The sequence below is a fragment of the Streptomyces sp. NPDC031497 genome (assembly GCF_055580905.1).
The window spans coordinates 77328-102499 of sequence record NZ_JBVIKO010000021.1; the positions used below are offsets into that span (position 1 = coordinate 77328).

Below are 25172 nucleotides of genomic sequence, written 5' to 3' on the forward strand. Positions count from 1 at the left end.
GCGGTTCCCTTCCTCACCCTTGGTCGGCGCCGAGGCCGTCGACGAGGCCGAACAGTTCGTCGTCGGAGGCCGACGACAGGTCGTGCTCCGGTGCGGCGCCGGACTGCTCCTCGCCGCCGTACTTGGCGAGCAGCGCGGTGAGCCGCATGCGCAGCTTCGCCTGGTCCACGGCGCCGGGTTCGGCACCGGCCAGGGCTTCTTCGAGCTGGTCCAGTCCGGCGAGCGGCAAGCCGGCCGGTGCGCCGTCGGCCGCGGGCATGGACGTGTGCAGGTGCCCGGCGAGCGCCACCGGTGTGGCGTACTCGAACACCACCGCGGCGGGCAGCCGGATGCCGGTGGACTCGGACAGCCGGTTACGCAGTTCCACCGCGGCCAGCGAGTCGACGCCGAGTTCGGCGAAGGTGCGGTGCTCGGCCACGGCTGCCGGTGAGTCGTAGGCGAGCACCCTGGCCGCTTCGGCGCGGACGAGCTCCAGGAGCGCCTTCTCCCGGTCGGGTCCGGACAGCGTGGCAAGTGCGGCGGCGGGTGCGGAGCCCGCGCCGGCTGCCGTAGCGGTGGCCGGTGTTTCCCGGACCAGGCCGCGCAGGACCGCCGGGACCGGGCCGCCGGTCCGTAGGGCCGTCCGGTCCAGGCGCATCGGAGCGAGTACCGGTTCGTCGACCGTACGGGCGAGGTCGAACAGTTCGAGCGCCTCGGGCGTGGTCAGCGGCCGCAGCCCGGTACGGGCGATGCGGGCCAGGTCGGCCTCGGACAGTTCGCCGGTGATGCCGCTGCGCTGCTCCCAGAGCCCCCAGGCCAGCGAGGTGGCCGGGAGCCCGGCGGCGTGGCGCTGCCGGGCCAGCGCGTCCAGTGCGGCGTTGGCCGCCGCGTAGGCGCTCTGCCCGGCGGCGCCGAGCACTCCGGCGGCGGAGGAGAACAGCACGAAGTCGGTGAGTTCGCGGTCGCGGGTCAGTTCGTCCAGCCAGCGTGCGCCCAGCACCTTCGGCGCCAGCACCGCCGCCAACCGCTCCTCGGTGAGGCCGGTGACCAGACCGTCGTCCACCACCCCGGCCGCATGCACCACCGCCGTCACCGCATGCGCGGCCAGCAACCCGGCCACCGCATCCCGATCAGCCACATCACACGCCACCACCGCCACCTCGGCACCCAACTCACGCAGATCGGCGACCAGTTCGGCGGCGCCCGGGGTGTCCGCGCCCCGGCGGCCGGTGAGCACCAGTTCGCGCACTCCGCAGTCACCGGCCAGATGACGGGCGAGGGCCGCACCGAGCGCGCCCAGGCCCCCGGTGATCAGCACCGGGCCGCCCGGATCCCAGGTGGCGCCGTCCCGGTCGGTGATCCTTGACAGCGGGACATGGGACAGCCGTGGTACGAGCACCGCGCCGTCGCACACCACCAGTTGCCCGCCGGGCACGTTCCAGGCGGCGGGGGGAATGCCGGTGCCGTCGGAGGCCGCGGTGGCTTCGGTACCGTCGGCGGCCTCGAAGTCGGCCAGCAGGAAGCGGTCCGGGTGTTCCTGCTGCACCGAGCGCAGCAGACCCCAGACCGCGGCGGCGGCCGGATCGGTGCGGGCGTTCCGGGTCCGCAGCGCCAGTCGGGCGCCGCTGCCGGCGAAACGGTCCTCGGCCAGCCAGGTGCGCACCGCGCCCAGCGCCCGGCCGGCCGCGGCCACCGGATCGGCCTCGGTCCCGGCCGCCAGCACCACCACCTCGGGCAGTTCCCCGTCGGGCAGTTCGGCCAGCTCGGCGCAGTCCAGCACGGTCGGCTCCGGACCGCCCGACAGGGCGGCGGGCGCCAACTCCACGGCGTACAGCGATTCATGGTGGCCGAGCTGTTCGGCCGAGATCGGCCGGACCGCCAGGGACTCGACGACCCCGACCGGGGCGCCCGTCGCGTCGGCCAGTTCGATCCGGGCCGCCTCGGCGGCGACCGGGGAGATCCGCACCCGCAGCGCGGACGCCCCGGCGCGGCGCAGCGCGATCCCGTTCCAGGCGAACGGCAGCAAGGTGCGGTCGCCCTCGTCCTCATGCAGGTAGCGCAAGGCGTGCAGCGACGCGTCCAGCAGGGCCGGGTGCAGCCCGTAGCGGCCGGCGTCGGTCAGGTCGGGCAGCTCGATTTCGGCGAGGATCTCGTCACCGCTCCGCCAGGCCGCACGCAGGCCCTGGAACGCCGGGCCGTACTCCAGCCCGGTGGCGGCGAACTCGGCGTAGGCCGAACCGACGTCCAGCGCGACGGCGTCCGGCGGCGGCCAGGCAACCGGCGCGTCCTGAGGCCCTGCCGACACCGGGCCGAGTACGGCACGGGCGTAGCAGGTCCACGGGGTGCCGTCCTCGGCCGGACGGGCGTGCACGGTCAGCGGGCGCTCTCCCGCCGCGCCCCGCGCACCGACCCTCATCTGCACCTCGACCGCACCGTCCGCGGGCAGCACCAGCGGTGCCTGGAGGGTGAGTTCGGCGACCTCCCCGGCGCCGGTCTCGGCGGCGGCGTGCAGGGCCAGTTCGGCGAACACGCTGCCGGGCACGACGGTCGCGCCGAGCACGGTGTGCTCCCCCAGCCAGGGCTGCGCCCGGGTGGCCAGCTGCCCGGACAACAGGAAGCCGTCCTCCTCGGCGAACTCCACGACCGCGTCCAGCAGCGGGTAGCCATTCCGGTGCGGCAGTTCGGCACTGTCCAGCCAGTAGCGTCGGCGTTGGAAGGCGTAGGTGGGCAGGTCGACCGGGGACGCGGCGGGCAGATACGACGCCCAGTCGACCGTACCGCCGTGTGCGTGGAACCGGGCCAACCCGGTTGCCAGCGAACGGACTTCGGGCTGGTCGCGGCGGAGCAACGGGATGAAGGCCGCGGTCGTGTCCTCCGGGAGACAGTCGGGTCCTACGGCGGTCAGCGCGGCGTCCGGGCCGATCTCCACGAACCTCGTCACACCCTGGCCGTGCAGGTGGGCCACCGCATCGGCGAAGCGGACCGTGTCGCGGACATTGCGCACCCAGTAATCGACGTCCAAGGGAGCGGTGTTGAGATCCACGGTGGACACGAAGGGGATGCTCGGCGTGGCGAAGGTGACCCCGGCGATCGCCTCCCGGAACCGGTCCAACACCGGCTCCATCAACGGCGAATGAAACGCGTGACTCACCCGCAGCCGGGTGTTCCGCCAGCCCCGCTCCCGCGCCTGCGCCGCTACAGCCTCCACCGCCGACTCGACCCCGGAGACGACGACCGAGCGCACACCATTGACCGCCGCAATCCCGACCTCACCCGACAGGACCTCCGCCACCTCCGCCTCCGTGGCGTTGACCGCGAGCATCGCCCCACCCGACGGCAACTCCTGCATCAACCCGGCACGCGCACACACCACAGTGACCGCGTCATCCAGCGACAACACCCCCGTCACATGAGCCGCCGCCACCTCACCCACCGAATGCCCCACCACAAAGTCCGCCACCACACCGAACGACTCCAGCAACCGGAACAACGCAACCTCGACCGCGAACAGACCACACTGCGCGAACAACGTCTCATCCAGCCGATCACCACCATCGAGAACCACCCCCCGCACCGGCCGCCCCAACACCGACTCCAACCGCCCACACACATCCGCGAACGACTCCGCGAACACCGGATACCGCGCGGCCAACTCCCGCCCCATACCCGACCACTGCGACCCCTGCCCCGAGAACAGGAACCCGGTGCCACCCCCGTGACCGGTAACGCCGGTGACCGACCCGTCCGCCAACTCTGCGAGTCCAGCGAGCAGTTCATCGCGGTCCGCGGCCACCACCGCACCGCGATGCTCCAAAGCAGCCCGGGACAGCGCCGCCGCACGCGCCACCTCCGCAACACCGGCGCCCGGTGCGGCAAGCACGTACTCACGCAACCGACCCACCTGAGCCCGCAACGCCCCAACACTCCGCCCGGACACCACCACCGGCACCGGCAACACCGGTTCACCGACCGGTACAGGCTCGACAGCCGGCGCCTGCTCAATGATCACGTGCGCGTTCGTCCCGCTCACCCCGAACGCCGACACCGCCGCCCGACGCACCTCCGTCTCCGGCCAGTCGATCGGCTCGGTGAGCAGCCGTACGTCACCGGCCGACCAGTCCACGTGCGGGGTCGGTTCGTCGACGTGCAGAGTGCGGGGCAGCCGCCCGTGCCGCATGGCCTGTACGACCTTGATCACGCCGGCGACACCCGCGGCGGCCTGCGTGTGCCCAATGTTCGACTTCACCGACCCCAGCCACAACGGCCGCTCGCGATCGCCGCCGTACGCGGCCAGCAGAGCCTGCGCCTCGATCGGGTCGCCGAGTGTGGTGCCCGTGCCGTGCGCCTCCACCACGTCCACGTCCGAGGGGGACAGTCCCGCCGCGTTCAGCGCGGCGCGAATGACCCGTTCCTGCGAAGGGCCGTTGGGGGCGGTGAGCCCGTTGGACGCACCGTCCTGGTTCACCGCCGAACCGCGCAGCACCGCCAGCACCTCGTGGCCGTTGGCCCGCGCGTCGGACAGCCGCTCCAGCACCAGCATGCCGACGCCCTCGGACCAGCCGGTGCCGTCGGCGTCGGCGGAGAAGGACTTGCAGCGGCCGTCGGCGGCCAGGCCGCGCTGCCGGTCGAACTCGCGGAACGGGGTGGGGCTGGACATCACCGTCACCCCGCCGGCCAGCGCCAGGGTGGACTCGCCGGAGCGCAGCGACTGGGCGGCCAGGTGCATGGCCACCAGCGAGGACGAGCAGGCGGTGTCCACCGTGACCGCGGGGCCTTCGAAACCGAAGGTGTAGGCGACCCGGCCGGTGGCGATGCTACCCAGGTTGCCGTTGCCCAGGTAGCCCTCCAGCTCCTCGGGCACATGGGCGAGCCGGGTCGCGTAGTCCTGGTACATCAGCCCGGCGAACACGCCGGTACGGCTGCCCCGGACGCCCGTGGGGTCGATCCCGGCGCGTTCCAGCGCCTCCCAGGACAGCTCCAGCAACAGCCGCTGCTGCGGGTCCATGGCCAGCGCCTCGCGCGGCGAGATGCCGAAGTGACCGGGGTCGAAGCCGGCGACGTCGGCGAGGAATCCGCCCAGTCCGACCGGGAGCGCCCCGAGGTCCCAGCCTCGGTCGGCGGGGAAGGCGGAGATGCCGTCCCGGCCCGCGGCGACCAGGTCCCACAACTGCTCGGGCGTGCCGACCCCGCCGGGATAGCGGCAGGCCATGCCCACGATCGCGATCGGCTCGTCCGCGGCGGCCGTGACCGTGGGTGCGGCGGGTTCCGGTGCGGTCTGCGGGTCACCGGCCTCGGCGAGTACGAATCCGGCCAGCGCGGCCGGGGTGGGGTGGTCGAAGACCAGGGTGGTGGGCAGCCGTAGCCCGGTGGCGGTGCCGAGACGGTTGCGCAGTTCCAGCGCGGTCAGCGAGTCCACGCCGAGGTCGGCGAAGGACTGTTCGGCGCCGACCTGTTCGGCTCCGGCGAGGTCCAGCACCCCCGCGGCCTGGGTGCGCACCAGGTCCAGGGCGGCGCGGCGGCGCTCCGGTACGGGCAGCGCCCGCAGCCGGTCGGCCCAGCCGGACTGCTGCCGGGTACGGCGCCGGCCACGGACCAGGCCGGCGAACACGGTCGGCAGCGGGTCGAGCCGGTGCAGGGCCGGGGTGCCCAGCCGCATCGGCAGTACGGCCGCCTCTCCGAGCCCCACGGCGGCGTCCAGCAGCGCCAGGGCTTCCGTGGTGGGCAGGGCCGCGACACCACCGCGGGCGATACGGGCCAGGTCGGCCTCGGACAGTTCGCCGGTGATGCCGCTGCGCTGCTCCCACAGCCCCCAGGCCAGCGAGGTCGCCGGGAGCCCGGCGGCGTGGCGCTGCCGGGCCAGCGCGTCCAGGTAGGCGTTGGCGGCGGAGTAGGCGGCCTGTCCGGCGTTGCCGAGGGTCGCGGAGGCGGAGGAGAACAGGACGAACCGGGTGAGGTCCCGATCGCGGGTCAGTTCGTCCAGCCAGCGTGCGCCCAGCACCTTCGGCGCCAGCACCGCCGCCAACCGCTCCTCGGTGAGACCGGTGACCAGGCCGTCGTCCACCACCCCGGCCGCATGCACCACCGCCGTCACCGCATGCTCGGCCAGCAACGCGGCCACCGCATCCCGATCAGCCACATCACACGCCACCACCGCCACCTCGGCACCCAACGCACGCAGCTCGGCGACCAGTTCGGCCATACCCGGCGCGTCACCGCCTCGCCGGGAAGCGAGCACCACACCACGCACCCCATGGCGCTCCACCACATGCCGCGCCACCAAGCCCCCGAGCGTCCCACTCGCGCCGGTGACCAACACAACGTCCCCAGCCGACCATGGAGCGTCCCCGACCACCTCCGACACCCGCGCCAACCGGGGTACGAACACCCGCCCCGCACGCAGCGCCAGTTGAGGTTCGTCGATGGCCAGTGCCGCGGTCAGGTCGGCGTCCGTGACGGTGGGGTCGTTCGTGTCCAGCAGCACGAACCGGTCGGGCCACTCGATCTGCGCCGAGCGCACCAGCCCCCACACCGCCGCACCGGCCGGGTCGGGCACCTCGTCGGCGGTGGCCGCGACGGCACCATGGGTGACCAGGACCAGTCGGGCGCCCTGCGGGGGCTCCTCGGCCGACCAGCCGCGCACCCGGTACAGTACGGCGGCGGTACGCTCGGCCACGGGCGTGTCCTCGACCCGGAACAGCACATCGGCGCCGGCAGGACGGGGGTGTCCGGTGCGGGCGGGCGTCCAGTCCAGCCGGTACACCGAGTCCAGCCGTGCGGGCGTGCGCAGTTCACCGGTGAGGGCACGCAGCACCACCCGCTCGACGGCGCCGACCGGGGCGCCGCCGCCGTCGGCCAGGTCCAACCGAACCGCGTCCTCCCCGACGACGGTGAGCCGGACCCGCAGCGCCGTCGCGCCCGTGTCGTACCAGCGGACCCCTCGGAAGACGAAGGGCAACCGCAGGCCGTCGTCACCGCGCAGGGCGAGCGCGTGCAGCGCCGCGTCCAGCAGCGCCGGGTGCAGACCGAACTCCCCTGCCTGGCTCCGTGGTTGGTCGGGCAGGGCGATCTCGGCGAAGATCTCGTCGCCGCGCCGCCAGGCGGCCCGCAGCCCCTGGAACGCCGGGCCGTATCCGAGGCCGGTGTCGGCGAGCCGGGGATAGAACCCGTCCAGGTCGACCGGCTCGGCGTCGGCCGGGGGCCACTGCACGAGATCCGCACCGACGACGTCGTCGCCGCTCCCGGCCAGCACACCGGTGGCGTGCCGGGTCCAAGGCGCCGTGGAGCCCTCCGGCCGGGAGTGCACCTCGATACCGCGGCTGCCGGCGTCGTCGGGTTCTGCGACGGCGACCCGCAGGGCGAGGGCGCCCTCGGCGGGCAGGACGAGCGGGACCTCCAGGGTCAGCTCGTCCAGTTGGCTGTCCCCGAGCAGTTCGGCGGCGTGCCGGGCGAGTTCGACGAACGCGGTGCCGGGCAGCAGCACCGTGCCGGTGACCTGGTGGTCGGCCAGCCAGGGCTGGGCCCGCAGGCTCAACCGCCCGGTCAGGACGGTGTCGATGGCGCCGGGCAGGGCGACCAGCGCGCCGAGCAGCGGATGCCCGGCGGGCAGCGCACCGAGCGCGGTCGGGTCGACCGGCTCGGCGTTGTCCAGCCAGTAGCGTCGGCGCTGGAAGGCGTAGGTGGGCAGGTCGACCGGGTCGGCGGCGGGCAGATAGCGGGCCCAGTCGATGCGGCCGCCATGTGCGTGGAAGCGGGCCAACCCGGTGGACAGGGTCACCGATTCCGGCTGGTCGCGGCGGAGCAGTGGGATGAAAGCCGCGGTCGCATCCTCCGGGAGACAGTCCGGCCCTACGGCGGTCAGCGCGGCGTCCGGACCGACCTCCACGAACCTCGTCACCCCCTGCTCGTGCAGGTGGGCCACCGCATCGGCGAACCGGACCGTGTCCCGGACATTGCGCACCCAGTAACCGGCATCCACGGGAGCGGCGTTGAGATCCACGGTGGACACGAACGGAATGCTCGGGGCGGCGAAGGTGACCCCGGCGATCGCCTCCCGGAACCGGTCCAGCACAGGGTCCATCAACGGCGAATGAAACGCGTGACTCACCCGCAGCCGGGTATTCCGCCAGCCCCGCTCCCGCGCCTGCGCCGCTACAGCCTCCACCGCCGACTCGACCCCGGACACGACGACCGAGCGCACACCATTGACCGCCGCAATCCCGACCTCACCCGACAGGACCTCCGCGACCTCCGCCTCCGTGGCGTTGACCGCGAGCATCGCCCCACCCGACGGCAACTCCTGCATCAACCCGGCACGCGCACACACCACAGTGACCGCGTCATCCAGCGACAACACCCCCGCCACATGAGCCGCCGCCACCTCACCCACCGAATGCCCCACCACAAAGTCCGCCACCACACCGAACGACTCCAGCAACCGGAACAACGCAACCTCGACCGCGAACAGACCACACTGCGCGAACAACGTCTCATCCAGCCGATCACCACCATCGAGAACCACCCCCCGCACCGGCCGCCCCAACACCGACTCCAACCGCCCACACACATCCGCGAACGACTCCGCGAACACCGGATACCGCGCCGCCAACTCCCGCCCCATACCCGACCACTGCGACCCCTGCCCCGAGAACACGAACCCCGTCAGCCCGCCCGGGTCCGCCACCGCACGAACAGCGCCCGGCGCGCCATCCGCCAACTCCGCCAGCCCGGCCAGCAGTTCATCCCGGTCCGCGGCCACCACCGCACCACGATGCTCCAACGCAGCCCGGGTGGTGGCGGTGGCGAACGCCAGGCGGGCGACGGTCAGTTCGGGGTCGGCCGCGACGAACTCGCGCAGGCGCGCCGCCTGGTCGGCCAGGCCGGTCGCGCCGCGGCCGGAGACCACCACCGGCATAGGGAGGGAGAGCACCGGCTGCGGGGCCACCGCTTGCTCCACGTCCTCCGGCTCGGGGGCCTCTTCCAGGATGACGTGGGCGTTGGTGCCGCTGATGCCGAACGAGGACACCGCGGCGCGGCGCGGCCGATCGCCGCGTGGCCAGGGCACCGCCTCGGTGGCCAGCGAGAGGGTGCCGGTGGACCAGTCGATGTGCCGGGACGGGGTGTCCGCGTGCAGGGTCTTCGGCACGCTCTCATGGCGCAGCGCCAGCACGGACTTGATGACGCCGGCCACCCCGGCGGCGGCGAGGGTGTGTCCGATGTTGGACTTCACCGTCCCGAGGAGCAGCGGCCGTTCGCGGTCGCCGCCGTAGGTGGCCAGCAGGGCCTGTGCCTCGATGGGGTCGCCCAGCGAGGTGCCGGTGCCGTGCGCCTCCACCACGTCGACGTCGGCGGGGGTCAGCCCGGCGGCGTTCAGGGCGGCGCGGATGACCCGTTGCTGGGAGGGGCCGTTGGGGGCGGTGAGCCCGTTGGACGCACCGTCCTGGTTCACCGCCGAGCCACGCAGCACGGCCAGCACCCGGTGGCCGTTGGCCCGCGCGTCGGACAGCCGCTCCAGCACCAGCATGCCGACGCCCTCGGCCATGCCCATGCCGTCGGCATCGGCGGAGAACGCCTTGCAACGGCCGTCGGCGGCCAGCACCCGCTGGCGGCTGAACTCGATGAGCGGTCCGGGTCCGGCCAGCACGGTGACGCCGCCCGACAGGGCCAGCGTGGACTCTCCGTTGCGCAGCGACTGTACGGCCAGGTGCAGGGTGACCAGGGAGGTGGAGCAGGCGGTGTCCACGGTGATGGCCGGGCCCTCGACGCCGAGGGTGTAGGAGATCCGGCCGGAGAGCACGCTCGGCACCACGCCGGTGACCAGGTGTCCCTCGACGCTCGCGGGGGCGTGGGCCAGTCCGGTGCCGTACTCCTGGTAGTTCTGGCCGACGAACACGCCGGTGCGGGTGCCGCGCAGTGCGGTGGGGTCGATGCCGGCCCGTTCCAGTGCCTCCCAGGAGGTCTCCAGGAGCAGCCGCTGCTGGGGGTCCATGGCCAGCGCCTCACGCGGCGAGATCCCGAAGAAGCCCGCGTCGAACGCGCCGGGGTCGTCCAGGAAGCCGCCGCGCCGTACGTAGCTGCGGCCGGAGCGCTCCGGGTCCGGGTCGTAGAGGCCGTCGACGTCCCAGCCGCGGTCGGTGGGCAGTTCGCCGGTGACGTCCCGGCCCTCGGAGAGCACCTGCCACAGGTCTTCCGGGGAGCGGACCCCGCCGGGGTAGCGGCAGGCCATGCCGACGACGGCGATGGGTTCGGTGCGGGACTGTTCGACGTCCTGCAGGCGGCGGTTGGCCTTGCGCAGGTCGACCATGACCCGGTTCAGGTAGCCGCGCAGCTTGTCTTCCTCGGACATGTGCAACCCCCTTCAGTTCGCGCCGAGTTCGCGGTCGATGAGGTCGTACATCTCCTCGTTCGACATCGGGTCGAAGTCCTCCTCGTCGCTGCTGAAGTCCCTGCTGAAGTTCCTGCTGACGTCGCTGCTGAGGTTCCTGCTGAACCGCGCGAGCATGGCCCGCAGCCGCAGTTCGACGCCGTCTCGGTCATCGTCGGCGTCCGCCCGGGACAGCCGCTCGGCGAGCCGGTCCAGTTCGGTGAGGAGGGGTGGTTCGGGGGGCGCGAGCCGGGTGCGCAGGTATGCGGCGACCGCGGCCGGGGTGGGCTGGTCGAAGACCAGGGTGGCCGGCAGCGCCAGGCCGGTCGCCTCGCCGAGCCGGTTGCGCAGCTCGATCCCGGTCAGCGAGTCGTAGCCGAGGTCGCGGAAGGCGTGGTCGGCGCCGATGGCGGCCGCGCCGGAGTGACCCAGTACGACGGCCGCCTGCTCGCGTACCAGCCGGAGCAGAGTGCTGCGGCGTTCGGTGTCCGACAGCCCGGCCAGCCGCTGTGCCCAGGGGGAGCCGGACGACTGTGACCCCGGTTCGGACGGGCCGTCCAGCACGCGCCGGGCCTCGGGGATCTCGGCGAACAGCGGCCTGCTGCGGGCCGAGGCGAACAGTGGCATGAACCTGGCCCAGTGGACGTCGGCGACCGACAGCCCGCCCTCGGCGCGTTCGAGGACGGTGCGGAGCGCGTCCAGCGCGGGTCCGGGGGCGATCAACGGCAGTCCCTGGCGGCGTAGTTGGTCGGCGTCGACCCCATCGGGGAAGCGGGCGCCGTCCCAGACGCCCCAGGCCACCGAAGTGACCGGCAGACCGGTGGCGCGGGCCTGCTCGGCGAGGGCGTCGAGTTCGGCGTTGGCGGCGGCGTAGGCGCCGTGGTCGCCGCTGCCCCACACCCCGGCGATGGAGGAGTAGAAGACCAGGGCGTCCAGTTCGGCCGGGTCGAGGAGTTCGACGAGGTGCCGGGCGCCCTGGACCTTGGCGGTGAGGACGTCGGCGTACTCGGTGAGGTCGGTGTCGGGGAGTGGGGCCAGTCGCATCAGCGCGGCGGCGTGCACCACCGTACGGACCGTCTCGCCCTGCTCGCGCAGTCCGGCCAGCAGGGCGGCCACGGCGGTCCGGTCGCCGATGTCACAGGCGCGCGCGGTCAGCCGGACGCCGAGGCCGTCGAGTTCGGCCGTCAGTTCGGCGATCCCGTCGGCGCCCGCGCCGCTGCGGCTGACCAGTACCACGTGCCGTACGCCCTGCGCGGCGAGCCAGCGGGCGACCTCCGGGCCGAGCGCGCCGGTGCCGCCGGTCACGAGCGCGGTGTCCCGGGCCCGCCATTGACCGGTCGCACCGCCGTCGAGCGGGGCGCGCACCAACCGCCGTAGCAGCGTGCCGGATCCGCGCACCGCGAGCTGGTCCTCCTCGCCCCAGCCGCCCGCGAGCGCCCCGCGCAGCTGTTCCAGCGCGGCCTCGTCGGGTTCGGCGGGCAGGTCGATGAGGCCGCCCCAGAACGCCGGGTGCTCCAGCATCGCCACCCGGCCCAGGCCCCACACCTGCGCGGCGCTCGGTTCGCGCAGCGGGTCGGTGGCGCCGGTGCTCACCGCGCCGGAGGTCACCAGCCACAGCGGGACGGCTGCGTCCAGGTCGCCGAGGGCCTGTACCAGCGCCAGGGTGGCGGCCACTCCAGCGGGCACCACCGGGTGGTCCGGGTGCGGGCGGCGGTCGGCGGCCAGCAGGGACAGCACCCCGCGCGGGGGGTGCTCGGCCAGCGCCTGGCGCAGCCGGTCGGTGAGTTCGGTGCGGTCGGCGTGCTCGGTGTCCACGGTGAGGGTCCGCACCGGAAGGCCGCCGGTGAGCGTCTTCAGCCAGTCCTGGTCGGCGCCGGAGGCGGGCACCAGCGCCAGCCACTCGCCGCCCGGTCCGGTGCGCTCCGGCGGGCCCGCGGGCCGCCACTCGACGCGGTAGCGCCAGGCGTCGGACCGGGGTCCGGCCTGCTCGGCCAGCCAGTACCAGCGGTGCTGGAAGGCGTACGTGGGCAGGTCGACCCGTCGGGCACCGGTGCCCTCGAACACCTCGGCCAGCCGTACCCCGGCCCCGCGCACCTGCGCCTCGGCCAGCGACTGGGCGAAGCGCGGCCAGCCGCCGTCGTCGCGGCGCAGTGTGGCGAGTACGGCGGCCCCCGCGCCGGCGGCGTCCACCGTCTCCTGTATGCCCGGGGCGACCACGGGATGCGGGCTGATCTCGATGAAGGTGCCGATCCCGGCGTCCAGCGCGGCGCGCACCGCGTCGGCGAACCGGACGGTCTGGCGGAGGTTGGTGTACCAGTACTCGCCGGTGAGTTCGCGGGTGTCCAGCCGCTGTCCGGTGACCGTGGAGTACAGCTCGGTGCGCGCCGCCTGCGGACTGATCCCGGCGAGCAGTTCGGCCAGGCCGTCCTTGACGGCGGTGACGTGGGTGGAGTGCGAGGCGTAGTCCACCGCGATACGGCGGGCCCGCACCCCGCGCTCCTCGCAGGCGGCCCGTAGCTCTTCCAGGGCTTCCGGGTCGCCGGAGACGACGGTGGAGGTGGGGCTGTTGACCGCGGCGACGCCCAGCCGGTCGTCGGTGAACAGGGCCCGCACCTCGTCGGCGGGCAGCGCCACCGACATCATGCCGCCCTTGCCGGAAAGTTCGGTCAGCGCGCGGCTGCGCAGGCACACCACCGCGGCGGCGTCGGCCAGGGACAGTGCCCCGGCCACGCAGGCGGCGGCGATCTCGCCCTGCGAGTGGCCGATCACCGCCTCCGGTTCCACGCCGTACGAGCGCCACAGCGCGGCCAGCGACACGTTGACCGCGAAGGTCACCGGCTGCACCACGTCCACCCGTTCCAGGGTCGGCGCGCCCGGCAGCCCGCGCAGCACGTCCAGCACCGACCAGTCGACGTGCGACTCGATCGCGGCGGCGCACTCGGCGAGCCGGGCGGCGAACACCGGTGCGGAGTCGAGGAGTTCCAGCGCCATCCCGGCCCACTGCGCGCCCTGGCCGGGGAACACGAACGCCACCCGCCGTGCCGCGTCGGCCGCGGTGCCGCGCACGACGCCGGGGATGTCCCGGCCCTCGGCCAGCGCGCCGAGCCGCTCGCCCAGTTGCTCCGGATCCGCGGCCAGGACGACCGCGCGATGCTCCAGCGCGGCCCGGCCGGCCACGCTGGACCAGCCGATGTCCCGCACCCGTTCGCCGGGGTGCTCGGCGAGATGCGACGCCAGCCGGGCGGCCTGCGCGCGCAGGGCCTCGTCGCTCTGCCCCGACACGACGACCGGCATCAGCCGAGGCTCGGTGTACGCCCGCGCCCCATCGAACCCGTCCGCCTGCCCGACCTCGACGAACCCTTCAACCCGCCCGGCCTCGGCGGACACCTCGGCCTGCCCGGCCTCGACGAACCCTGCAACCCGCCCGGCCTCCGCGAACACCTCGGCCCGCCCGACCTCACCGGCCCCGTCTGCTCTCCCGGCCCCGGCCCCGGCCCCGGCAGCCGCTTCCGGCTCCGCCTGTTCGATGACGACATGCGCGTTGGTGCCGCTGATGCCGAACGATGACACCCCGGCCCGGCGCGGACGGGCTCGTTCCGGCCACGGCCGCGCCTCCGTCAGCAGCCGTACCTCACCGGACGTCCAGTCCACGTGCGGTGAGGGCTCGTCGACGTGCAGGGTGCGGGGCAGCACCCCGTGCCGTATCGCCTGCACCATCTTGATCACACCGGCCACTCCGGCCGCGGCCTGCGCGTGCCCGATGTTGGACTTGACCGACCCCAGCCACAGCGGATCGCCGGCGCGGTCCCGCCCGTACGTGGCCAGCAGCGCCTGTGCCTCGATCGGGTCGCCCAGCGGCGTCCCGGTGCCGTGGCCCTCGACCGCGTCGACCTCCTGGGCGGAGACTCCGGCGGCGGCCAGCGCGGTACGGATCACCCGTTCCTGGGAAGGGCCGTTGGGAGCGGTCAGGCCGTTGGACGCGCCGTCCTGGTTGACGGCCGAGCCGCGCAGCACGGCCAGCACCCGGTGGCCGTTGCGGCGCGCGGCGGAGAGCGGTTCGAGCAGCAGCAGGCCGACGCCCTCGGACCAGCCGGTGCCGTCGGCGGCCCCGGCGTACGGCTTGCAGCGTCCGTCGGCGGCAAGTCCGCGCTGCCGGGAGAACGCGGTGAACGTGGTCGGCTCGGCCATCACCGTCACACCGCCCGCCAGAGCCAGCGAGCACTCACCGGAGCGCAGCGCCTGGGCCGCGAGGTGCATCGCCACCAGCGAGGAGGAGCACGCCGTGTCCACGGTGACCGCGGGCCCCTGCAGGCCGAGGGTGTAGGCGACCCGGCCGGAGGCGACGCTTCCGGCGGTGCCGGTGAGCAGGTGCCCCTCGACGCCCTCGGGCAGTTCCCGCAGCGTGGTGGCGTAGTCGTGGTACATCACGCCGGTGAACACGCCGGTCTGGCTGCCGCGTACCGAGGACGGGTCGATCCCGGCCCGCTCCAGTGCCTCCCAGGCGGTTTCGAGGAGGAGCCGCTGCTGCGGGTCCATGGCGAGGGCCTCGCGCGGCGAGATGCCGAACAGCCCGGCGTCGAACCGGCCGGCGTCGTAGAGGAAGCCGCCGTGCCGGGTGTAGGTGGTACCCGGGTGGTCCGGGTCGGGGTCGTACAGGCCGGTGACGTCCCAGCCCCGGTCGGTGGGGAAGGCGCCGACGGCGTCGACGCCGTCGGCCACCAGGTCCCACAGGTCCTCCGGGGAGTCGACCCCGCCCGGGAAGCGGCAGGCCATGCCGACGATGGCGATCGGCTCGTCGGTGGCCACCACCGGGGCGGCGGCCGGCAGGGGGCCGGCGGCAGTGGCGTCGCCGACGAGTTCGCCGTGCAGGTGTCCGGCGAGTGCGGCGGGGGTGGGGTGGTCGAACACCACGGTCGCGGGCAGTCGTACGCCGGTCGCCCGGCCCAGCCGGTTGCGCAGTTCCACCGCGGTCAGCGAGTCGAAGCCGAAGTCCTTGAACGGCCGGTCCGGTGAGAGTCCGCCGGGGTCGGAGTGGCCGAGCACCACCGCCGCCTGGGTGAGCACCAGGTCCTGGAGCACTCGCAGCGGATCTCCCTCGGCCAGTCGCCGCGGGAGCCCGTCGGCGCCGTCCGCCGCACTCTCCGTGGCGGCGGCCGGGCGCACCACCGGCACCAGTGCGCGCAGGACCGGCGACAGCACGCCCTCGGCCGCCCGCTCGCGCAGCGCCACCGGGTCCAGACGGGCGGCGAGCAGCACCGGATCGTCCAGCGCGGTGGCGGTGTCCAGCAGGTCCAGTGCGGTGGCGGAGTCCAGCGGCACCACACCGGCGCGGGCCAGCCGGGCCCGGTCCGTGTCGGCCATGCCCTCGGTCATGCCGCTGCTCTCGGCCCACAGCCCCCAGGCCACCGCGGTCGCGGGCAGTCCGGCGGCCCGGCGCTGGGCGGCCAGCCCGTCCAGCGCGGCGTTGGCCGCCGCGTAGGCGGCCTGCCCCGCGTTGCCCAGCGTCCCGGCCACCGAGGAGAACAGCACGAACGCCCTGAGTTCCGGGCCGGTGAGTTCGGCCAGATGGCGCGCGCCGTCCACCTTCGCCCGGAACACCTCGGCCACCCGTTCGGGGGTGAGCGCGGCCAGCACGCCGTCGTCGAGAACCCCGGCGGCGTGCACCACGGCCGTCACCGGGTGCTCGGCCAGCAGCGCGGCCACCGCCTCCCGCTCGGCCACGTCACACGCGACCACCGCCACCTCGGCATCCAACTCACCGAGCTCGGCGACCAGTTCCGCCATGCCCGGCGCGTCGGCGCCACGGCGGGAAGCCAGGACCAGACCACGCACCCCGTGACGTTCCGCCAAGTGCCGTGCCACCAGGCCCCCGAGCGTCCCGCTCGCCCCGGTCACCAGCACCACGTCCTCGGCCGACCAAGGAGCATCCCCGGCCGTCTCCGTCACCCGCGCCAGCCGCGGCACGAGCACCCGCCCCGCGCGCACGGCCAGTTGGGCCTCCCCGGTCGCCGCCAGTCGGGGCAGCAGCGCCTGGGAGGCGGGGTGGCCGTCCGTGTCGACCAGGACGAAACGGTCCGGGTCCTCCGTCTGCGCACTGCGCACCAGGCCCCACACCGCTGCCACATCCGGATCGACCGGCTCGCCCGGGCCTGTGGCGACCGCACCGCGCGTCAGCAGGACCAGCGTCGATGCGGCGAACCGCTCCTCGGCCGGCCAGCGCTGCGCCACCGCCAGGGCGTCGGTCACCCCGGCCACCGCGACACCCACCGCCGCGGGCACCGACCCGTCCGGGGCCAGGTCCGGCAGCCACGCCCAGGCCCCGTCCTGCGCCGGGGGCGCCAGGGGAACCCAGCCGGTGCGGTACAGGTGGTCACGGCGGCCGGCGGCGAGTTGTTCGGCGCTGACCGGCCGGAACGCCAGCGAGTCGATCGCCGCGACCGGGTTGTCCTCGGCGTCGGTCACGGTGAGGGAGACGGCTCCCCCGGCCGCGGGGCGCAGCCGCACCCGCGCCGCGGTGGCACCGGTCCGGTACAGCCGGACCCCGGTGAAGGCGAAGGGCAGCCCGGTGGCGGCCGAGTCCTCGGTCGGGACGGCCGCGTGCAGCGCCGCGTCCAGCAGTGCCGGGTGCAGTCCGTACGATCCGGCGTCCGCCGTCGCCGGTTCGGGCAGGGCGACTTCGGCGAACAGGTCCTCGCCGTGCCGCCACAGCCGGCGCAGCCCCTGGAAGACCGGTCCGTAGCCGTAGCCGAGCCGGGCCAGTGCCGGGTAGCGGTCGGCCAGGTCGACCGGGGTGGCGCCCGCCGGCAGCCAGTCGCCGGTCGCCGGCGGGGGTGCCGCCGTCGTGCCGAGCCTGCCGGTGGCGTGGTGGGTCCACTCGGGGCCGTCACCCGCCCGGGAGTACACGTCCACGGCGCGGCCGCCGTCCTCGCCGGGCGCGCCGAGCACCACCTGTACCCGTACGCCGGCGCGCTCGGGCAGGGTCAGCGGCGCGAGCACGGTCAGTTCCTCCAGCACCCGGCAGCCCGCCTCGTCCCCGGCGCGCACGGCCAGCTCGACGAAGGCCGTGCCGGGCAGTACGGCGGTGCCGAAGACGGTGTGGTCGGCCAGCCAGGGCTGCCGCTGCCGGGACAGCTCGCCGGTCAGGAGCAGCTCACCCGTGGAGGCGATCGGCGCGGCGGCCCCCAGGAACGGGTGGGCGGTGGCGTCCAGCCCGAGCCCGGCGGGGTCGGTGCCGCCCGCCGGGGTGGGCAGCCAGTAGCGCCGGCGTTGGAAGGCGTAGGTGGGCAGCTCCGCCCGGTGGCCCAGGGCCCCGAAGGCGGCGTTCCAGTCCACCCGGACCCCGCGTACCTGTACCTCGGCCAGCGACCGCAGGAACCGGCCCGGGCCGCCCTGGTCGCGGCGGAGCGAGCCGACCACCACGGCCGTGCTGCCCGCCGCCTCGACGGTGTCCTGGACGGCCGCGGTCAGGATCGGATGCGGGCTGGTCTCCACGAACACGCGGTGCCCGGCCCGGTCCAGTTCACTGATCGTTTCCTCGAACCGGACGGTCTGGCGCAGGTTCCGGTACCAGTACTCGGCGTCCAGGGCCGCCGTGTCGAGCCGTTCGCCGGTCACCGTGGAGTAGAAGGGGATCTCGGTGGTGTGCGGGTCCAGTCCGGCGAGCCGGTCCAGTAGTTCGGTCCGGATGCGTTCCACTTGTGCGGAGTGCGAGGCGTAGTCCACCGCGACCAGCCGGGCCCGCGCGCCTTCGGCGGTCAGCTCGGCTTCGAGTTCCCGAAGGGCTCCGGGTTCTCCGGAAAGGACCACCGCCGCGGGCCCGTTGACCGCGGCGACCGACAGCCGCCCGTCCCAGCGCGCCAGCCGCGGTTCCAGCTCGGCGACCGGGAGCGCCACCGACATCATCCCGCCGGCGCCGGACAGCGCCCCGAGCGCGGCGCTGCGCAGGGCGCTCACCTTGGCGGCGTCGCGCAGGGACAGCGCCCCCGCCACACACGCGGCAGCGATCTCCCCCTGCGAATGCCCCACCACCGCGTCCGGCTCCACCCCGAACGACCGCCACAACGCGGCAAGCGACACCATCACCGCGAACGACACCGGCTGCACCACATCCACCCGGTCCAGCCCCGGCTGACCCGCCTCCCCCCGCAGCACACCCAGCAGCGACCAGTCCACGAACTCACCCAGCGCCGAAGCACATTCAGCCATCCGCTCCGCGAACACCGGCGAGGAATCGAGCAGTTCCACCGCCATCCCCGCCCACTGCGCACCCTGACCCGGAAACACGAACACCGTGCGGCCGTCGATGTCGGCGACCCCGCGCACCAGGCCGGGCGTCTCCTCGTCGGCGGCGAGGGTGCGCAGGCCCCGTACCAGGTCCGTGCGGTCGGTGGCGGTGAGCACGGCGCGGTGCGGCAGCGCGGCCCGGGTGGTGGCGGCCGCGCGGGCGACGTCCGCGAGCGCCGCCCCCGGCTCGCTCTCCAGGTGTGCGGCCAGCCGTGCCGCCTGCGCCCGCAACGCGGCCGCGGTCTGCCCGGACAGCACCACCGGTACGGGACCGGACCGCAGCACCCGGTCCGGACCGGATCGCGCCGCCGGTACGGGACCGGACCGCAGCACCCGGTCCGAACCGGATCGCACCGCCGGCACCGGACCGGACGGCGGCACCGGGTCCGGTGCCGACGCGGGTTCCACCGGCACCACCTCGGGCGCCTGCTCCACGATGACATGGGCGTTGGTGCCGCTGATCCCGAACGAGGACACCCCGGCCCGGCGCGGCCGGCCGCGCTCCGGCCACGGTCGCTCCTCCGTCAGCAGCCGCACCTCGCCGGAGGCCCAGTCCACGTACGGCGAGGGTTCGTCCACGTGCAGGGTGCGCGGCAGCAGCCCGTGCCGCAGGGCCTGTACGACCTTGATCACGCCCGCGACCCCGGCGGCGGCCTGGGTGTGGCCGATGTTGGACTTCAGCGACCCCAGCCAGAGCGGCTCGCCGGCGCGGTCCCGTCCGTAGGTGGCCAGCAGCGCGTGGGCCTCGATCGGGTCGCCGAGGGTGGTCCCGGTGCCGTGGGCCTCCACCAGGTCCACGTCCGCGCCGGACAGGCCGGCGGTGGCCAGCGCGGTGCGGATCACGCCTTCCTGGGCAGGGCCGTTGGGGGCGGTCAGGCCGTTGGAGGCGCCGTCCTGGTTCACCGCCGAGCCGCGCAGCACCGCGAGCACGGGGTGGCCGTTGCGGCGTGCGTCGGACAGCCGTTCCAGGACGAGCTGGCCGGCGCCCTCCGCCCAGCCGGTGCCGTCGGCCGCCGCCGCGAACGACTTGCACCGCCCGTCGGGCGCGAGTCCGCGCTGTCGGGAGAACTCCACGAAGATGCCCGGCGTGGGCATCACCGTCACCCCGCCGGCCAGCGCCAGCGAGCACTCCCCCGACCGCAGCGCCTGGGCCGCGAGATGCACCGCCACCAGCGACGAGGAGCACGCGGTGTCCACGGTGACCGCGGGCCCGCGCAGTCCCAGGCTGTAGGCGACGCGGCCGGAGGCGACGCTGGCGGTGGTGCCGGTCAGCACGTAGCCGTCGAGGCCGTCGGCGCCCTCGTGCATCCGGGGCCCGTAGTCCTGTGCCATCACCCCGGAGAACACTCCGGTCGCGCTGTCCCGCAGGGACAACGGGTCGATCCCGGCCCGCTCCAGTGCCTCCCAGGAGGTCTCCAGGAGGAGCCGCTGCTGCGGGTCCATGGCGAGGGCCTCGCGCGGCGAGATGCCGAACAGTTCCGCGTCGAACTCGGCGGCCCCGTACAGGAATCCGCCGGTGCGCGCGTAGCTGCGGCCCGGCCGGTCCGGGTCCGCGTCGAAGAGCCCGTCCAGGTCCCAGCCGCGGTCGGTGGGAAACCCGCCGATGGCGTCGGTGCCGGCGGCCACCAGGTCCCACAGGTCCTCGGGCGAGCCGACCCCGCCGGGGAACCGGCAGGCCATCCCGACGATCGCGATCGGGTCGGTGGCGGGCGCGGGATCCGTGGGCGGCCTCTCGGGGGCGGCGTCCCGCGGTGTCCCATCGGCTAGTTCGGCGGTGAGGTGCGCGGTGATCCGTTCCGGGGTGGGGTGGTCGAGTACGGCGGTGGCGGGCAGCCGTACCCCGGTCACGTCGGCCAGCCGCTGCCCCAGCTCCACCGTCATCAGCGAGCCGAAGCCCAGGTCCTTGAACGGGCGCCGCATGTCCAGCTGTTCGGCGGAGTCCAGCTCCAGCGCCGCGGCCACCTCGGCCCGCACCAGCGCACGCACCGCCTGCTCCCGCTCGGCCGCGGGCAGTCCGGCGTGCCCCTCCTCGGGCCGGGCCGGTGTCCCGGACTCCGGTTCGGCTGACACGGCGGGTACGACGGGGGTCGCGCCGCCGGTGGCCGTCACCCCGGCGATCCAGTGCCGCCGCCGCTGGAAGGGGTAGGTGGGCAGCGGGATCCGCCGGGCCCCGGAGCCTTCGTAGAACCGCGTCCAGTCCACGGGGACGCCGCGGGTGTGCACCCGGGCCACCGCGGTGAGCAGTGAGCGCAGGTCGGGGCGTTCGCCGCCGGCCAGCGCGGAGACGAACGCCACGTCCTCGGGCGCGCTGCCCGGCCCCATGGCGCACAAGGTCCCGTCCGGGCCGAGCTCCAGGAAGGTGCGGGCGCCGTCCGCGCAGGCGGTGGCGATGGCGTCGGCGAACCGTACCGTGCCGCGGGTGTGCCGGGCCCAGAACTCCGGCCAGTCCAGGCCGGTGACGTCCAGTTCGGCGCCGGTCAGCGAGGAGATGACGGGGACGGTCGGGGTCCGCCAGTCGATGCGGGCGGCGGCCGCGCGCATTCCGTCCAGGATGCCGTCCACATACGGCGAGTGGCTGGCGATCGGGACCTGGATGCGCCGGGTGCGCCGGCCCCGCGCGGACCAGCGGCCGGCGATCGCCAGGGTGGCGTCCGCGTCCCCGGACAGCACGGTGGCGGTGGGGCTGTTGAGGGCGGCGATCGACACCAGCCCGCCGGTCGCCTCGACGTCCGGCAGCAGCTCCGCCTCGGAGGCCTCGACCAGGATCATCGCCCCGCCGGGCGGGATGTCCTGCATCAGCCGGCCGCGGGCGGCGACCAGCGCGCAGGCGTCGGCCAGGGACATCGCCCCGGCGACGTGCAGGGCCGCCAGCTCTCCGAAGGAGTGGCCGAGGACGGCGTCCGGGGTGATCCCCCAGCTCTCCACCAGCCGGTACAGCCCGACCTGGACGGCGAACAGCGCGGGCTGGGTGTAGGCCGGTTCGTCCAGCAGGGCGGCGTCCGCCGAGCCTTCCGCGGCGAAAACCACGTCGAGCAGTGGCCGTGGCAGGTGGGGGCGCAGTTCCGCGGCGATGGCGTCCACGGCGGCGGCGAACACGGGGTGACGCCGGTAGATCTCCCGGCCCATGCCCGGCCGCTGGTTGCCCTGGCCGGCGAAGAGGAACACGGTCCGCCCGTCGACGGCCGTGCCGCGCACCACCCGGGCGTTCGCCGTGTCCCCGGCCAGCGCGGCCAGCAGGCCGGGCACCTCCTCGGCGGAGTCGGCGACCAGTACCGCCCGTCGCTCCAGCGGGCTGCGCGTGGTGGCCAGCGAGTAGGCCAGGTCCACCGGGGGCGCCGTCGACTCGCCCAGCAGGCCTGCCAGTTCGGTCAGCGCCGCCGGGGCCCGTGCGGTCAGCGGTACCAGTACCGGGCCGTCGTGCTCCTCGGCCCCCTCGGTGTCGTGATCCGGGGCCGGGCGGGGGGCGGGCGGCTCGGTGAGCACCAGGTGGCAATTGGCGCCGCCCATGCCGAACGAGCTGACCCCGGCGAGCAGGGGACCCTGCGTGGCGGGCCACGGGACGGGCTCGGTGACCACCCGCAGGCCCAGCTCCGTCAGCGGGATCCGTGGGTTGGGGGTGCGGAAGTTCAGGCTGGGCACCAGTTCGCGGTGCGACAGGCACAGCACCGTCTTGAGCAGCCCGGCGATCCCGGCCGCGCCCTCCAGGTGCCCGATGTTGGTCTTCACCGAGCCGACCAGCAACGGCCGCTCCGGCGCCCGCTCGGGCCCGGCCACCGCGCCGAGCGCCGCGGCCTCGACGGGGTCACCCAACGGCGTTCCGGTGCCGTGCAGTTCGACGTAGTCGAGCTCGGCCGGGGACACGCCGGCCGCCGCGCAGGCGAGGCGCAGCACGTCCTGCTGGGCCTCCTGACGGGGGGCGGTCAGCGAGTCGCCGCCGCCGTCGTTGTTGACGGCGCCGCCCCGGATCACCGCGTGCACGGTGTCCCCGTCGGCCAGTGCCGCCGACAGCGGCTTGAGCACCAGCACCGCGCCGCCCTCGCCGCGCACGAACCCGTCGGCCCGCGCGTCGAAGGTGTGACAGCGCCCGTCCGGTGAGATCGCGCCCAGTGCCCGGGTGACGTCGTAGCCGTCCTGGGTGATGTTCAGGTTGACGCCGCCGGCCAGCGCCGTCGTGCACTCCCCCGCCGCGAGGGCCTGGCAGGCCAGATGGACGGCGAGCAGCGCGGAGGACTGCGCGCTGTCCACCACCAGGCTGGGCCCGCGCAGCCGCAGGGCGTAGGACACCCGGTTGGCGATCATCGCCCGGTTGCGTCCGGTGGCCGAGTGCGGGCTCAGGCGGGCGCCGCGCAGCGTCGCGTAGTCGTCGTAGGTGGCGCCGACGTACACCCCGGTGCCGCCCGGACGGTCGCCGTCGCCCGGGACGATCCCGGCGTCCTCGAAGGCCTCCCAGGCCAGTTCCAGGACCAGCCGCTGCTGCGGGTCCATGACGGCCGCCTCACCCGGGGAGACGCCGAAGAACCCGGCGTCGAAGGAGTCGACCTGGTCCAGGAAGCCGGCCCGTACCGGTTCGCCGGAGGGCAGCACGGGTACCGCCGGGCCGTCGGGGTGGCAGCGCCGCGGACCGGGTTCGCCCAGCGCGTCCCGTCCCTCGCGGAGCAGCCGCCAGAACTCGGCGGGGTTTCCCGCCCCCGGCAGCCGGCACGCCAGGCCGACGACCGCCACCGGTTCCTGGTCGGCGGCGTTGCCCACTCGGTCTCCCACGCCGGACTCCTCCTCCACGTCGTCTCATCGAGGACACGTCTGATCCGCCCGGCACCTGGTGTCCGGACGTCCACGGTTGCGCTGTGCCACGGGCAGGGCTGAGCGGCCCCTTTGGCCGAAGCGGCCGCCTGAACGCACCCGGCGAACACCCCCGGCGCGCTTCGGCCGGCGGGCATGCCGCAGACCCGGCCCGGGCAGCACCGGGCCGATCGGATTGCGGGCGGGCGCGGACCGGCGTCGGCACCGGTCCGCTTCAGGCTGCCGCGGTCACCACGTCGTGACCGTCGTCCCCGGACCCGCCGCACGGCGGCCGGGGTGAGGGCGTCCGCCGTACGCGGCAGGACGCGGGCCCGCTCAGGCGCGGACGAACTCCACGGGCACTCTCAGGGCCACCGTGTGCTTGCTGTTGTTGGCCCAGGGCACCGGACCGGTCAGCCGTACCTCGGCGACCTGGTCGAGCAGCACGCCGAAGAGCGTGCGCAGTTCGATACGGGCGAGGTCGACGGCGAGGCAGCTGTGCGGCCCCTGGCCGAAGGCCACGTGCGGGTTGGGGTTCCGGCGGATGTCGAAGGACATGGCGTCGTCGAACACGCTCTCGTCCCGGTTGGCCGAGGACCACCACAGGGTCACCTTGTCGCCGCGGCCGAACCGTACGCCGTTGAAGGTGAAGTCCTCGGTGGCCGTCCGCCGGTTGTACGGCGTCGGGGTGGACCAGCGCATCATCTCCTCGACCGCGCTGTCCAGCAGCGAGCGGTCCGCGCGCAGCGCCTGCCACTGTTCCGGCCGTTCGGCCAGGGCGAGCAGGCCGACCGCGATCACGTTGCGGGTGGGCTCGCTGCCGGCCAGGGTCAGCAGGTTGACGAACACCTCGCGCTCGTACTCGCGCAGGGGCGGTTCGCCCTGGCCCTCCGGGAGATCACCGGCGGCGATCACCGACAGGAAGTCCTGGGCGGGATCGGCGCGCTTCTCGGCGATCAGTTTGACGCCGTACTGGTACATGGCCAGCAGCGAGGCCTGGCTGCGGGAGGAGGCCTCGCCGGACTCGCGGTCCTCGTAGCCCATCACGACTTCGGTCCAGTCGACGAACTGCGGCCAGTCCGCGCGGGGAATGCCCATCAGCGCGGCCATGACCTCGACCGAGTACCGGCCGGCGACGTCGTTCTGGAAGTCGCAGGAGCCCTGCTTGACGACCTCGTCGATGATCGTCTCGGCGCGTTCGGTGATGGTCGGGGCCAGCGCTTCGAGGACCGGGCCGGTGACCGAGGGACTGACCAGGTCGCGCAGCAACCGGTGCCGTGGGTCGTCCATCATGTTCAGCATCGCGCCGGAGTAGGTGCCGGCGGGCAGGTCGTCGAGGTGGGTGCCGCCGCCCTCGCGGTCGCCGCCGCCCTGGGAGGACAGCAGCGGATGGGCCGCGGCTTCGACCACGTCGGCGTAGCGGGACAGGACCCAGAAGTTCTCGCCGTCGCGGGTGCGGCCCGGCGGGTGGAGCAGGATCGGTGCTTCCCGGCGGAGCCGGGCGAAGACCTCGTGCGGGAAACCGGCACCGAACCGGTCCTGGTCGCTGAGATCGAACCCGTCGAGAACGGCGGGTAACTCGCTTTGGGAAACCTCGGTGGCGCTTCGTGATAAGGGGAGGGCGGGCTGTTCCAAGGACATTAGCTCTCCATTTTTTGCACTGACGTATCGAGGGACGTCAAAAGCAACATCAGTGTCACCCGATCGTGGAATTGACGTCAAGCGGCCCTCGAAGAAGTTGGGCTGACGCTGGGGTGTCCTTTAAGCAGAA

General features: G+C 74.2%; 3 protein-coding genes. All 3 read right to left on the reverse strand.

The window, feature by feature from the left end:
- Nucleotides 1-13: 13 nt before the first annotated feature.
- On the reverse strand, nt 14-10321 hold the full coding sequence (locus ACZ5K7_RS34785; protein WP_468919855.1) for an SDR family NAD(P)-dependent oxidoreductase: 10308 nt from the start codon (nt 10319-10321) through the stop codon (nt 14-16).
- A gap of 12 nt (nt 10322-10333) precedes the next feature.
- A complete protein-coding gene (locus tag ACZ5K7_RS34790; RefSeq protein ID WP_468919858.1) occupies nt 10334-23383 on the reverse strand; it encodes an SDR family NAD(P)-dependent oxidoreductase in 13050 nt (4349 codons plus the stop codon).
- 354 nt (nt 23384-23737) lie between these two features.
- Nucleotides 23738-25042 carry a cytochrome P450 gene (locus tag ACZ5K7_RS34795; RefSeq protein WP_351702284.1) on the reverse strand — a complete coding sequence of 435 codons (1305 nt, stop codon included), beginning with the start codon at nt 25040-25042 and terminating at the stop codon, nt 23738-23740.
- Nucleotides 25043-25172: the final 130 nt, after the last annotated feature.

Excerpts from the sequence above, each read along its gene's own strand:
- ACZ5K7_RS34785 (WP_468919855.1), bottom strand. The coding sequence starts at position 10,321 with ATGTCCGAGGAAGACAAGCTGCGCGGCTACCTGAACCGGGTCATGGTC.
- ACZ5K7_RS34795 (WP_351702284.1), bottom strand. The coding sequence starts at position 25,042 with ATGTCCTTGGAACAGCCCGCCCTCCCCTTATCACGAAGCGCCACCGAG.